Annotated in this window: 10 protein-coding genes; 7 read left to right on the top strand and 3 right to left on the bottom strand. The window is 56.6% G+C overall.

Annotated elements, in window-relative coordinates; all coding sequences use genetic code 11:
* Positions 1–55: 55 nt before the first annotated feature.
* Positions 56–694 carry an HTH-type transcriptional regulator RutR gene (rutR, locus tag DK872_RS02040; protein ID WP_107146238.1) on the top strand — a complete coding sequence of 213 codons (639 nt, stop codon included), beginning with the start codon at positions 56–58 and terminating at the stop codon, positions 692–694.
* Here rutR and DK872_RS02035 read toward each other — a convergent pair.
* Together DK872_RS02035 and DK872_RS02030 are read right to left on the bottom strand one after the other, a co-directional pair.
* Positions 691–1,086, bottom strand: a complete 396-nt coding sequence (locus tag DK872_RS02035) for a lysozyme inhibitor LprI family protein (protein WP_007374333.1) — start codon at positions 1,084–1,086, stop codon at positions 691–693. The two genes, rutR and DK872_RS02035, sit on opposite strands and share 4 nt — an antisense overlap.
* 40 nt (positions 1,087–1,126) lie before the next feature.
* A complete protein-coding gene (locus DK872_RS02030; RefSeq protein ID WP_007374334.1) occupies positions 1,127–1,705 on the bottom strand; it encodes a nucleotidyltransferase family protein in 579 nt (192 codons plus the stop codon).
* A 387-nt stretch (positions 1,706–2,092) separates the two neighbouring features.
* On the opposite strand from DK872_RS02030, the gene DK872_RS02025 reads away from it, so the two are divergent.
* The 6 genes from DK872_RS02025 (at position 2,093) to DK872_RS02000 (ending at position 8,873) form a co-directional block, all read left to right on the top strand.
* Entirely contained in the window at positions 2,093–3,076 is a 984-nt protein-coding gene (locus DK872_RS02025; RefSeq protein ID WP_007374335.1) for an autoinducer 2 ABC transporter substrate-binding protein, read from the top strand.
* Positions 3,077–3,183: 107 nt separating this feature from the next.
* Complete coding sequence (locus tag DK872_RS02020; protein WP_007374336.1) at positions 3,184–4,683, top strand: sugar ABC transporter ATP-binding protein; 1,500 nt, start codon at positions 3,184–3,186, stop codon at positions 4,681–4,683.
* A complete protein-coding gene (locus DK872_RS02015) occupies positions 4,676–5,665 on the top strand; it encodes an ABC transporter permease (protein ID WP_161517985.1) in 990 nt (329 codons plus the stop codon). The genes DK872_RS02020 and DK872_RS02015 overlap by 8 nt, the downstream gene beginning before the upstream one ends.
* A 1-nt stretch (position 5,666) precedes the next feature.
* A complete protein-coding gene (locus DK872_RS02010; protein ID WP_071920613.1) occupies positions 5,667–6,620 on the top strand; it encodes an ABC transporter permease in 954 nt (317 codons plus the stop codon).
* Between the two features lie 16 nt (positions 6,621–6,636).
* Positions 6,637–8,274 carry an FGGY-family carbohydrate kinase gene (locus DK872_RS02005; protein ID WP_007374339.1) on the top strand — a complete coding sequence of 546 codons (1,638 nt, stop codon included), beginning with the start codon at positions 6,637–6,639 and terminating at the stop codon, positions 8,272–8,274.
* On the top strand, positions 8,271–8,873 hold the full coding sequence (locus DK872_RS02000; protein ID WP_161517984.1) for an SIS domain-containing protein: 603 nt from the start codon (positions 8,271–8,273) through the stop codon (positions 8,871–8,873). Before DK872_RS02005 ends, DK872_RS02000 begins: the two co-directional genes overlap by 4 nt.
* 66 nt (positions 8,874–8,939) lie before the next feature.
* On the opposite strand, the gene putA is transcribed toward DK872_RS02000, so the two are convergent.
* Entirely contained in the window at positions 8,940–12,899 is a 3,960-nt protein-coding gene (putA, locus tag DK872_RS01995) for a trifunctional transcriptional regulator/proline dehydrogenase/L-glutamate gamma-semialdehyde dehydrogenase (protein WP_161517983.1), read from the bottom strand.
* Positions 12,900–13,284 lie beyond the last annotated feature (385 nt).

Below are 13,284 nucleotides of genomic sequence, written 5' to 3'. Positions count from 1 at the left end.
GTCGAGTCGCCGTGCGCCTTTTGCTATGCTGCTGCCAACCAAAAGGAGAGAGAAAATGGCACAGGGTACGGTGAAGCGGGCTGGTAAACGTACGCAGGCGGTTAATGAGAAGCGACAGGCGATTTTGACGGCGGCGCTGGAGATCTTTTCCCGCGTGGGTTTTCACGGCGCTCGGCTGGAGCAGGTCGCTGAAGGCGCGGGCGTGTCGAAAACCAATTTGCTCTATTACTACCCGTCGAAAGAGGCGCTCTATATTGCCGTGCTGCGGCAGATCCTGGATATCTGGCTGGCGCCGCTGAAAGCCTTCCGCGCAGATTTCACTCCGCTGGTGGCGATCAAGGAGTACATCCGTCTGAAGCTGGAGGTTTCACGCGATTATCCACAGGCATCAAAACTTTTCTGCCAGGAGATGTTGCAAGGCGCGCCGCTGCTGAAAGCGGAGCTGACGGGGGATTTAAAAACATTGGTGGAGGAGAAGTCGGCCATTATTGCTGGCTGGATCGCCAGCGGTAAACTGGCGGCGGTCGATCCGCATCATCTGATCTTTATGATTTGGGCCTCAACCCAGCACTACGCCGATTTCGCCATCCAGGTGGAAGCCGTCACCGGCGCGACGTTACAGGATGAGGCCTTCTTTCAGCGCACGGTCGATAATGTGCAGCGCATGATCATTGAAGGCATCCGCGTCCGTTAATGGCCGGGCGGCAGCGGGCAACTGACATCGCCTTCGCCGCACTGTAGCAGCGAGGCCAGCCAGGCTTCGCGCTCGTTGGTTTTATCTGTCAGACACTGGTTTTCCACCATCGGCTGCACGCTTCCGCCTTCGACGCCGGAACTGACAAAGGCACAATCGCTGTCGCGCAGCGTTATCCAGGTTTGTTGCGCTTTTTTGAGCAGTGACGCCTGCGCGGGAGCGGCGCGCTTAATGGCGCTCTGATAAGTCTGGTTCAGCTTTTTATCCGCCGCCTGATATTGTGCGGCAGTACAGCTATTCAGCTCAGCCTGTGTCGAGGCGTTTTCGCACTCGTCCGCGAGCAGCGGGCTGCTCATTAACAGCGCAGTCAGCGCCAGCATGCAACGTTTCATCCCATCCCCTTCAGTACAAGGCTCTGATTCAGCCGTTTTATTAGCATAGCCCCGGGGGAATGTCATCTGCAGCGATAAGCGCAAGATGCGGGTAACGCGTCAGCCAGCGCTTTTCTTCCGCCCGCCTGAGAAACTGCGGATATTTACGCCCTGTAAAGTGCGGCGTTGGTCGCAGGCGCAAGCCAAACAGATCGTCCAGGCCAAAAGGGGCAATAATCTCAATACGCGCCTTATCGACCAGCCGCACCGCCACAGCGGTGGCGGTTTCCGGCCAGTGCCGCAGCGCCGCGAGTAGTGAAGAATAGGGTGCATCGCCGTTGCGTAGATGCATGCGAGCCTGGTTTTTTACCGACCATTTAACCTCTGGTGCGCGCTCGTGCAGGCGGTTTTCCATCGCTATATCTGCTTCGATCGCCATCTCATGTGGATTAAGCCAGATGACATCCACATCGCCAGCCGGTGGCTGCGGCACGCTATGGTGCAGATGATCCCATACAGCATCGCGTACAAATCCGGCGCCAATCCAGCTTTCAGGGCATAAGGAGTGAACGATATGGAGTATGTTCCTGCTGCGGGGATCGGTGAGTAATAGCGTTTCCAGTGCGCTGGCATAACGCATGTGCGGCTCCTGCAGAAAGAGAATGGGGTATCGAAAGGGGAGAAGACAGTATGCCGATGTTGCGTTTTACCTTACTCGTTTCAGTTCTCAAATTTGCAAACTTTTCCCGCCGCTATGACCATTCATTCAGCACCTAAATACCTGGATTTATAGGTAAATGATAATGGATTGTTAATTAAATGTTTTATTTTATTCTATTTTTAACACATTTTATCTGATATAAGAAAATCAAATGGCGTTATTTTACTTAAATTTAACCATAATTTTTCACAAAATTAACTTTTGTGGGCATGTATCACATTTTTCATTTTTACATTATTTTAACTCTTCCCTTCGTTGTTAATCTCCCCTTCGCGACTTTCCTCTGTCCTCAAGAAAGGTACAACTATGAAATTCAAACTCGCATTACTCAGCGCAGCGCTTATTTCTGCCTGCATGGTGTCGGGCCAGTCCGTTGCAGCAGAAAAGTATGAGATCGCGGTGGTTGCAAAAGTGACCGGTATTCCGTGGTTTAACCGCATGGAGACCGGCGTTAACGAAGCAGCGAAGAAACTGGACGTTAACGCTTACCAGACCGGGCCTTCTACCCCGGATCCGGCGCAGCAAGTGAAGGTGATTGAAGATCTGATCGCGAAAAACGTTAACGCCATCATCGTGGTGCCGAACGATGCGAAAGTGCTGGAGCCGGTGCTGAAAAAAGCCCGCGATAAAGGCATTGTGGTGCTGACGCATGAATCCCCGGATCAGCAGATTGGTCAGTGGGATATCGAAACCATCGACAGCGAAAAATACGCGCAGGCCAACGTTGATGAGTTAGCGAAAGATATGGGCGGTAAAGGCGGTTATGCGATTTACGTTGGTTCATTAACCGTACCGTTGCACAACGCCTGGGCTGATTACGCCATTAAATATCAAAAAGAAAAATACCCGGACATGTTTGAAGTCACCTCGCGTCTGCCGGTGGCGGAAAGCATCGACAAATCCTACGCCACCACCCTCGATTTAATGAAAACCTACCCGCAATTGAAAGGGGTGATCGGTTTTGGTTCGCTGGGACCGATTGGCGCAGGGCAGGCGGTACAGAAAAAACGTGCGAAAGACAAACTGGCGGTTGTCGGGATCGCTATGCCGGGCCAGGCCGCGCCGTATCTGATGCGTGGCGATATCAAAAAAGCGCTGCTGTGGGACCCGCGTGATGCAGGCTTTGCGCTGGTCACCGTCGCTGACCAGTTGTTGCAGGGCAAGGAAGTCACTCCCGATCTGACCATCGACGGGCTGGGCAAAGCCGACGTTGATATGGACAAGAAAGTCATCCGCTTTAACAAAATCCTCGAAGTTACTAAAGATAACGCGCAATCACTCGGCTTCTGATTTTTTCAGGCCACACCAGGGAACCGGAGACCGGCCGCAAGGCCGGGCTCTTTTTGCAGCACAGATAACCATCGCGTCCCGTACGGGCGCTGGCAGGGGTATTGTCAATGACAGACACCACCGCATTTATCACTCTTGAGAATATCAGCAAACAATTTCCGGGCGTGCGGGCGCTGGACAATGTGAACCTGACGCTGGAAAAAGGCGAAGTTCACTGTCTGGCCGGGCAAAACGGCTGCGGTAAAAGCACCATCATCAAAGTGATCTCCGGGGTTTATCAGCCGGAAAAAGGTGCCAGCATTGCCCTGGACGGTAAACTTTTTCACCATCTGACACCGCAGCTTTCAGCGCATTACGGCATTCAGGTCATTTATCAGGATCTCTCGTTATTCCCCAATTTTAGCGTGGCGGAAAATATCGCCATCCACCGTTATCTGCCCGGCGGCGATATCTGGGTGCGGCGCAGCGCGATGCGTGCGCAGGCGCTGGCTGCGATGGCGCGCATCGGCGTGCGTCTCGATCCGGATAAAAAAGTCGAGAAACTCTCCATCGCCGATCGCCAGTTAGTCGCGATTTGCCGGGCGATTGCCGCCGATGCCCGGCTGGTGATCATGGATGAACCGACCGCCTCGCTGACCCGCCAGGAAGTGAACGGACTGCTGCGCGTGGTGAACGAACTGAAAGCCGCAGGGATCTGCGTGGTATTCGTCAGCCACCGTCTGGATGAGGTGATGGAAGTGGCCGATCGCATCAGCGTGATGCGTGACGGCAAGCTGATTGGTACCTGGCCGGCAAACGAACTGGACAGCCACGAGCTGGCGTATCTGATGACCGGACAGCGTTTCCACTACAGCCCGCTACCGGAAAAACCACCGGTGGATCAGACGCCGATGCTGGAGCTGCGTCATCTGAGCCGCAAAGGCAAATATCGCGATATTAATCTGGCGCTGCGCAGCGGCGAGATCGTCTCTATTGTTGGTTTGTTAGGGGCAGGGCGCACCGAACTGTGCATGAGCTTGTTTGGCATGACGCACCCGGAAGATGGCGAGATCCGCATTAACGGTAAGCCGGTGAAACTGCGCAGTAACCATGACGCCATTCGTCACGGCATTGGCTACGTTTCGGAAGACCGCCTGACGCAAGGGTTGATCATGGAGCAGTCGATTTACGACAACACCATCGTCACCGTTTTTGAAAAACTGCATACGCGCGGCGGCCTGCTCGATCACGCCAAAGCCGGGCAACTGGTTGCGGAGCTGATCCGCAATCTGAATATCAAAGTCTCCGATGCGCAACTGCCGGTAAAAACGCTCTCCGGCGGTAACGCACAACGTATTGCCATCGCCAAATGGGTGGCGACCAATCCGCGCATTCTGATCCTCGATTCGCCCACCGTTGGGGTGGATATCGCCAACAAAGAGGGGATCTACCAGATTGCCCGCCAACTGGCGGAACAGGGGATGGCGGTACTGATGATTTGTGACGAAATCCCGGAAGCCTATTACAACAGCCATCGCGTGCTGGTAATGCGTCGGGGTGAACTGGTGGCGGAATTCAATCCGCACCGTTGCACGGAGCAGGAGATTGCAGAGGTGGTCAATGCGTAATGCATCCCTTTCCCGCCTTGTCGGGCAACATGAATTCTGGCTTGGTCTGCTGGTGATTGCGCTGGCTGTAGGGCTGAGTGTGCGTACCGATGAATTTTTATCACTGGGTAACCTGACGGATGTGGCGACCAGCTACGCCATTCTCGGCATCCTGGCCTGTGGCTTATTTGTGGTGCTGATCTCCGGCGGGATCGATATCTCGTTTCCGGCAATGACGGCGATTGCGCAGTATGCGATGGCCAGTTGGGTGATCGCCCACGGCGGCAACTTCGCGCTGGCGCTGGCATTAGCCATGGCCGTCGGGCTACTGCTCGGTTTAGTGAACGGCTTTCTGGTCTACTGGCTGCGCGTCCCGGCGATCATCATCACCATCGCCACGCTGAACGTCTATTACGGGCTGCTGGTTTACGCCACCAAAGGCACCTGGCTGTATGGCTTCCCGGACTGGTTTATGAACGGCATTAACTGGTTCTCTTTTACCGCGGCGGATGGTTATGACTATGGCCTGACGTTGCCGCTGCTGTGCCTGGGCCTGGTGATCATTGTCACTGCCGTGCTGATGAATTACACCCGGCTGGGCCGCCAGATTTATGCGATGGGCGGCAACCGCGATGCGGCGTCGCGCCTCGGTCTTAATCTGCTGAAACTGCACTTTTATGTCTACGGCTATATGGGCATTCTGGCCGGTGTGTCAGCTGTGGTACAGGCGCAGATCACCCAATCCGTCGCCCCGAACTCATTGATCGGTTTTGAGTTAACGGTGCTGGCGGCGGTGGTGCTTGGCGGCACCAGTATGTCCGGCGGACGGGGTACGCTCACCGGCACACTACTGGGGGTGGTTCTGCTGGCCTTCCTGCAAAATGGTTTAACGCTGCTCGGCGTCTCCTCCTACTGGCACATGGTCTTTAGCGGCGCGATTATTCTCGTCAGCATCAGCGCGACCGCGTGGAATGAAAAACGCAAACTCGCAAGGGAGCTTTAAGATGAAATCAATCGCCAGACTCTTCCCCGGTGATGCCATCATCCGTTTGCAATGCGTGATTATCATCGTTGTCGCGGTGGTCTTTTCTGCGCTGCTCGGCAGTCGCTTTTTCAGCGTCGCCAACTTCCAGTCCATCGGCTCGCAGCTACCGATCCTTGGCATGCTGGCGCTGGGCATGGGCATTACCATGCTGACTGGCGGCATCAACCTGTCGATTATTGCCGGTGCGAATGCCTGTTCGCTGGTGATGGCTGCGGTAATTGTCACTCATCCCGACAATCCACTGTTTCTCGCGCTGGCGCTGCTGGCGGGTTTGCTGGTGGCTGTGGCGATTGGCGCACTGAATGGCGCGCTGGTGGCGTGGGTCGGCGTTTCGCCCATTCTTGCCACGCTTGGCACCATGACGCTGATTTCCGGCCTTAACATTTTGTTCTCCAACGGCACGGTCATTTCCGGCTTTCCGGCTGCGATCCAGTTTCTCGGCAATGCCACGCTGCTCGGTATTCCGGTGGCGCTGTTGCTGTTTATTGTGGTGGCGCTGCTGCTGTGGGTATTGCTGGAACATACTACGCTTGGCCGCAGCCTTTATCTGGTGGGATCGAACGAACAGGCGACGCGTTTTAGCGGCGTGAATACCGTGCGGGTGCAGATTTCGGTTTATGTCATCTCGGCGTTGTTGGGTTGGGTGGCCGCCATTCTGATGATGGCGAAATTCAACTCCGCGAAAGCAGGCTACGGCGAATCTTATCTTCTGGTGACCATTCTGGCGTCGGTGCTGGGTGGGATTAACCCGGACGGCGGCTTCGGGCGCGTGCTGGGGTTAGTGCTGGCGCTGGTGGTGCTGCAAATGCTGGAGAGCGGCTTTAACTTATTGGGCATCAGCAGTTATCTGACGATGGCGCTCTGGGGCGCGGTGCTGATCCTCTTTATCGCATTACAAAATCGTAAAGCCTGATCTCAGGAGAAAAAGAATGGCGAGCTACTTTATTGGTGTGGATGTAGGAACCGGCAGCGCCCGCGCAGGCGTCTTTGATTTGACCGGCAGGATGGTCAGCCAGGCGAGCCGGGCCATTGAGATCTATCGTCCGCAGGCCGACTTTGTTGAGCAATCCTCGGACAATATCTGGCAGGCGGTGTGCAACGCCGTGCGTGACGCGGTGAATCAGGCGGATATCAACCCGATCCAGGTTAAAGGGCTGGGTTTTGACGCCACCTGTTCGCTGGTGGTGCTCGACAAAGAGGGCAACCCGCTGACGATTAGCCCGTCCGGGCGCAGCGAGCAGAACATTATCGTGTGGATGGATCATCGCGCAATCTCGCAGGCCAACCGCATCAACGCCACGCACCACCGGGTGCTGGATTACGTCGGCGGCATTATCTCGCCGGAGATGCAAACCCCCAAGCTGCTGTGGCTGAAACAGCATATGCCAAACACCTGGGCGAACGCCGGTTACTACTTTGATCTGCCTGATTTTCTGACCTGGCGGGCGACCGGCGATGATACCCGCTCGCTTTGCTCAACGGTGTGTAAGTGGACGTACATGGGCCACGAAGACAAGTGGGACAACAGCTATTTCCATGAAATTGGGCTCGAAGATCTGCTGGAACATGACGCCGAAAAAATTGGCCGCTATGTGAAAACCATGGGCGAACCGCTGGGGCGCGGGCTGACGCAGCGCGCGGCAACAGAGATGGGGTTGATGCCGGGCACGGCGGTAAGCGTGTCGATTATTGATGCTCACGCGGGCACGCTCGGTACGCTCGGCGCCAGCGGCGTTTCTGGTGAAGTGGCGGATTTCGACCGGCGTATCGCGCTGATTGGCGGCACCTCCACCGGGCATATGGCGATCTCTGCGCAGGCACGCTTTATTGGCGGCGTATGGGGGCCATACTACTCGGCGGTGCTGCCGGGTTACTGGCTGAATGAGGGCGGGCAGTCGGCAACCGGCGCGCTGATCGACCATATTATTCAGTCGCATCCGTGCTACGAAACGCTGCTTAGCCAGGCGAAAACTCAGGGGCAAACCATTTACGAAGTACTGAACGCATTGTTGCGGAAAATGGCGGGCGAGCCGGAGAATATTGCGTTTCTGACCCGTGATATTCATATTCTGCCGTACTTCCACGGCAACCGTTCGCCGCGCGCTAATCCAACATTAACCGGCGTCATCAGCGGGTTAAAGTTGTCGCGCACGCCGGAAGATATGGCGCTGCAGTACCTGGCGACCATCCAGGCCATTGCGCTGGGGACGCGGCATATTATTGAGACCATGAATCAGAGTGGTTACAGCATCGATACGGTGATGGCCAGCGGTGGCGGCACCAAAAACCCGATCTTTGTGCAGGAGCATGCTAACGCGACAGGCTGTGCGATGTTGTTGCCGGAGGAGAGCGAAGCGATGCTGCTCGGCGGCGCGATGATGGGCACCGTGGCGGCCGGGGTGTTTGATAGCTTCCCGGAAGCGATGGCGGCGATGAGCCGTATCGGTAAAACCGTCACGCCGCAGACTAATCGCATTAAGCAGTATTACGATCGTAAATACACTGTGTTCCACGAGATGTATCAGGATCATATGAAGTACCGCGCGTTAATGCAGGAGCCGACATGAGCAGTAGCTGGCAGCAGGCCTGCGCCGCGTGGCAAATCTACAGCGAAGAGATGGCGGCGCTGAACCGCCACCTTAACCAAACACAGTGGCAGGCGCTGATGGCGGAACTGCGCGGTTGTCGCGGCAAAATTGCGGTAACGGGCGTTGGCACTTCTGGCATTGCGGCCCGTAAAATCGCCCATATGCTGGCCTGCGTTGAGCGTCCGGCGATGTATCTCAATGCCACCGATGCTGCGCACGGCGATTTGGGTTTTCTTGATGCCAATGATGTGGTGATTATGCTGTCGCGCGGCGGGAATTCCGATGAGCTGACGCGGCTGCTGCCGGGGCTGGCGGCGAAAGGCGTGGCGCTTATCAGTGTCACGGAAAACCCGGATTCAGCGATAGCACAGGCCTCACGGCTGGTGATTTCAACCGGCGTTCGCCGCGAGATCGATCCGCTGAATATGCTGGCAACCACCTCGATTGTGCTGGCGCTGGCGATATTCGATGCCGCCTGCGCATGTCTGATGAGCGAAAGCGGTTATTCGAAGGAAACATTACTTACCGTGCATCCCGGCGGCGATGTCGGATTAACGTTAAGCAAAAAAGCGCCGTAAGGCGCTTTTTTATTGTCGACGATCCGTAGACCCGATAGCGCAACACTATCGGGCCTCTCTGTCGGTTTACCCAATGGTCATCAGGCTGGCGTTACCACCAGCGGCGGCGGTGTTGACGCTTAACGAACGCTCCAGCCACAGGCGTTCGAGCAGGATATGGCTTTCCCCGCGAGCAAACCCCTGTACCGAGACAATTGCGCCGTCGCGTGCGGCGACGTTTTCACACAGCGTAACCAGTTGATCGGAATCGCCATGGAAAATCACTGCGTCAAACGCCTGCGTCATTAGCGCATCGGCTTTGGCGAACTGGATGCGCGCGCTGACGATCGGCGGAAGCTGTTTCGCCAGATCGCGGTGCAGCGTGTCATCCGGCCACAACAGCTGGCTGCCGCAGGCGATTACTGCCGCCAGTTGTACCAGCACATCCTGTTCGTTATCCGCAATGCAGAGCACGCGCTCGCGCGGTACCAGTGTCCAGCTATTACGCTCTCCGGTCGGGCCTGCCAGCAGACGCTGCGTTCCGCTCTGCGCCAGCTCACCAAACTGACGGCATAGCGCCTGTAATGCCGGACGCTCGGCGGCCCACGCGCTAAGCGCTTCCAGCGGTTGCGCCATCGCGTTTTTCAACTGGGCATCCAGCGGCGCGGTAGCATCATGACGGGCGAGCGTTTTCAGTACCGCATTTTCCGGGCGGCTACCGAGCAGGCGATAGAGATAGAGCGGCCCGCCCGCTTTCGGCCCGGTGCCGGATAACCCTTCGCCACCAAACGGCTGCACGCCAACTACTGCGCCAACCATATTGCGGTTAACGTACAGGTTGCCGACGCGCGCGCTGCCGGTCACCTGGGCGATGGTTTCATCAATGCGCGTATGCACGCCGAGCGTCAGACCGTAGCCGGAAGCATTGATCTGCTCAATCAACTGCGGTAACTGATTACGGCTGTAGCGCACCACGTGCAGCACCGGCCCGAAGACCTCTTTTTGCAGCTCGTCGAAGCTCTCCAGCTCAATCAACGTTGGCGCCACGAAGGTGCCGGTACGCCATTCCCGCGCATCTTCGCTGTTTTCGCGCATTGCCTGGAATACATTGCGCCCTTTGGCCTGCATCGCCTGAATATGTTTGTCGATATTTGCTTTCGCTTCGGCATCGATCACCGGGCCGATATCGGTGGTCAGACGGCCTGGATTGCCCATCCGGCATTCGGCCATTGCACCACGTAACATGGTCAGCGTGTGATCGGCAATCTCTTCTTGCAGGCACAGCACGCGTAGCGCCGAACAGCGCTGTCCGGCACTGTCGAACGCGGAGGCCAGCACATCGACAACCACCTGTTCGGTAAGCGCTGACGAATCGACAATCATCGCGTTCATGCCGCCGGTTTCGGCGATGAGCGGCGTCGGACGGCCCTGTGCGTCGAGCCGCGTGGCGATGGTGCGTTGCAGCAGGCTGGCCACTTCGGTTGAGCCGGTGAACATCACGCCGCGCACCCGCGCATCGGAGGTGAGCCGTGCGCCGACGGTTTCGCCACGCCCTGGCAGTAATTGCAATACCCCGGCGGGTACGCCCGCTTCCAGCAGAATTGCCACGCCTTGCGCGGCGATCAGCGGGGTTTGTTCTGCGGGTTTTGCCAGCACGCTATTGCCTGCTGCCAGCGCAGCGGCAATCTGCCCGGTAAAGATCGCCAGCGGGAAGTTCCACGGGCTGATGCAAACCACCGGCCCCAACGGGCGATGAGTTTCGTTATCAAAATCGGCGCTAACCTGGCCTGCGTAATAGCGCAGGAAATCCACTGCTTCACGCACTTCAGCAATCGCGTTGCTGAAGGTTTTCCCGGCCTCACGTACCAGAATGCCCATTAACTGCGGCATCTGATCCTCCATCAGCACGGCGGCGCGTTGCAGAATGGCGGCGCGCTCCTGCGGCGGCGTGGCGAACCAGATGGGCGCATGATTAACGGCATTATTCAGCGCCTGTTCCACGTCTTCATCACGCGCTTCCACCACATAACCCACCACATCTTTCGGCTCTGCCGGGTTGATCACCGCGATCGGCTCGCCTTCCATCACCACCTGTTCCAGCATCGGACGGGCATACCATTTCTGCGTGGCGCTGTTCAGCAACGAGGAAGAGAGCGATGCCAGCCGGTGTTCATTCGCCAGATCCAGACCGGCGGCGTTGATGCGTCCTTCACCATACAGGGCGCGGGGCAGGGGGATCTTCGGATGCGGCAGACCGACCTGGCCTTCCTGAGTAGCCAGCTTTTCCACTTCTGCTACCGGGTCAGCCACCAGCGCATCCAGCGGCAATGTGGTATCGGCAATGCGGTTAACAAAGGAGGTGTTGGCACCGTTTTCCAGCAGACGCCGCACCAGGTAGGCCAGCAGGGTTTCATGCGTCCCAACTGGCGCATAAATGCGGCACGGGCGGTTCAGTTTGCCGTCGGCAATTTTCCCTACCACCTGCTCGTACAGCGGTTCGCCCATGCCATGCAGGCACTGGAATTCATACTGCCCGGGGTAGTAGTTTTGCCCGGCAAGCTGGTAAATCGCCGCCAGCGTATGGGCGTTGTGGGTGGCGAACTGCGGGTAGATCAGGTTTGGCACCGCGAGTAATTTTTTCGCGCAGGCGAGGTAAGAGACATCGGTGTACACCTTGCGCGTATACACCGGATAACCCTCCAGCCCTTCCATTTGCGCGCGTTTGATTTCGCTGTCCCAGTAAGCGCCTTTGACCAGGCGGATCATCAGACGGCGGCGGCTGCGGGTTGCCAGGTCGGTCAGGTAATCAATGACAAACGGGCAGCGCTTCTGGTAGGCCTGAATCACAAAGCCGATACCGTTCCAGCCTGCTAACTCTGGCTCAAAGCAGAGTTTTTCCAGCAAATCGAGGGAGATTTCCAGACGATCGGCCTCTTCGGCATCAATATTGATACCAATATCGTACTGGCGCGCCAGCAGGGTGAGGGATTTCAGGCGCGGATAGAGCTCTTCCATTACGCGATCGTACTGCGCACGGCTGTAGCGCGGATGCAGAGCGGAAAGCTTAATCGAAATGCCCGGCCCTTCGTAGATCCCGCGGCCATTGGACGCCTTACCGATGGCATTGATCGCCTGCTGATAGGAGACCATATAAGCCTGCGCATCGGCAGCGGTGAGCGCCGCTTCGCCCAGCATATCGTAGGAGTAGCGGAAGCCTTTCTCTTCCAGCTTGCGGGCATTCGCCAGCGCTTCAGCGATGGTTTCGCCGGTGACGAACTGTTCGCCCATCAGGCGCATCGCCATGTCCACACCTTTGCGGATCAGCGGCTCGCCGCTTTTCCCGATAATGCGGTTCAGGGCGTGCGAGAGATTCGCTTCGTTGTGTGTGGAAACCAGTCGCCCGGTAAACAGCAGGCCCCAGGTGGCAGCGTTGACGAACAGCGACGGACTGCGGCCAATGTGCGACTGCCAGTTGCCGTTGCTGATTTTGTCGCGGATCAACGCGTCGCGGGTGGCTTTATCCGGGATGCGCAGCAGCGCTTCTGCCAGACACATCAGCGCCACACCTTCCTGCGAGGAGAGCGAAAACTCCTGCAACAGGCTTTGCACCATGCCAGCACGGCCGGAAGCAGTTTTCTGATTACGTAATTTTTCCGCTAACTGGTAAGCCAGTTTATGGGCATTTTCCGCGACTGGCTGCGGCAGACGAGCCTGCTCCAGCAGCATCGGCACCGCATCGGTTTCCGCCCAGCGCCAGGCACCGGTAATAGCAGCGCGGGAAACAGACTGCGGCAGGATCTGCTCGGCAAAGTCGAGGAACGGCTGGTGGCTCTCGTCAGCCGGTACGCCGCTTTCTTCATCCTGTGACGCAGTCCCTGCCGTGGCGGCCAGTTCCGGTAACCCTTCGCTGCTCTCCAGCTTCTCAAGATAATTAAAAATGGCCTGTTTAATTAACCAGTGCGGCGTGCGGTCGATTGTCGCTGCGGCGGCTTTAATCCTTTCGCGCGTGGCGTCATCAAGCTTGACCCCCATCGTGGTGGTGCCCATGCTTTGCTCCTGTTTTTTTTGGCTGTTTTGCGGTTCAGGCAGAAATATCCATCATGTTGCAACTTTGTGCAACCTTGTTAAATGTGACCTGGCTGGCAAGGTTAAAAATGAATTAAATGTTAATTACTGGTAACGGGAAAAGGCGCTGGATATTTCACTGGAAAAGCAGCTTTTATGCGGTGGATAACACTTTTAAAAGGTGCAACCTGGAAAAGTGTGACACAGTACAACCTATCGCAAAAAGCTATCAAACTCAGGATGAATTTGATGTAAATGCTGTGTTAAATCAATTGTGAATAAGTGAGGCTTCCGGCAGGATACGGGCGCTTCTGATAATCAATACGCGCCATCACTACGTTCCGGTGATGGATAAAGCAGCAGAATG

This window comes from Kosakonia sp. MH5 (assembly GCF_009935945.1).
GTDB lineage: Bacteria > Pseudomonadota > Gammaproteobacteria > Enterobacterales > Enterobacteriaceae > Kosakonia > Kosakonia radicincitans.
Note: the sequence above shows the minus strand (reverse complement) of the source record. Positions and strands in the feature narration are given on the sequence as shown.

Bases quoted from the DNA above. Each gene is read 5' to 3' on its own strand.
- rutR (WP_107146238.1), top strand. From the start codon at position 56: ATGGCACAGGGTACGGTGAAGCGGGCTGGTAAACGTACGCAGGCGGTT.
- DK872_RS02035 (WP_007374333.1), bottom strand. From the start codon at position 1,086: ATGAAACGTTGCATGCTGGCGCTGACTGCGCTGTTAATGAGCAGCCCG.
- DK872_RS02030 (WP_007374334.1), bottom strand. From the start codon at position 1,705: ATGCGTTATGCCAGCGCACTGGAAACGCTATTACTCACCGATCCCCGC.
- DK872_RS02025 (WP_007374335.1), top strand. From the start codon at position 2,093: ATGAAATTCAAACTCGCATTACTCAGCGCAGCGCTTATTTCTGCCTGC.
- DK872_RS02020 (WP_007374336.1), top strand. From the start codon at position 3,184: ATGACAGACACCACCGCATTTATCACTCTTGAGAATATCAGCAAACAA.
- DK872_RS02015 (WP_161517985.1), top strand. From the start codon at position 4,676: ATGCGTAATGCATCCCTTTCCCGCCTTGTCGGGCAACATGAATTCTGG.
- DK872_RS02010 (WP_071920613.1), top strand. From the start codon at position 5,667: ATGAAATCAATCGCCAGACTCTTCCCCGGTGATGCCATCATCCGTTTG.
- DK872_RS02005 (WP_007374339.1), top strand. From the start codon at position 6,637: ATGGCGAGCTACTTTATTGGTGTGGATGTAGGAACCGGCAGCGCCCGC.
- DK872_RS02000 (WP_161517984.1), top strand. From the start codon at position 8,271: ATGAGCAGTAGCTGGCAGCAGGCCTGCGCCGCGTGGCAAATCTACAGC.
- putA (WP_161517983.1), bottom strand. From the start codon at position 12,899: ATGGGCACCACCACGATGGGGGTCAAGCTTGATGACGCCACGCGCGAA.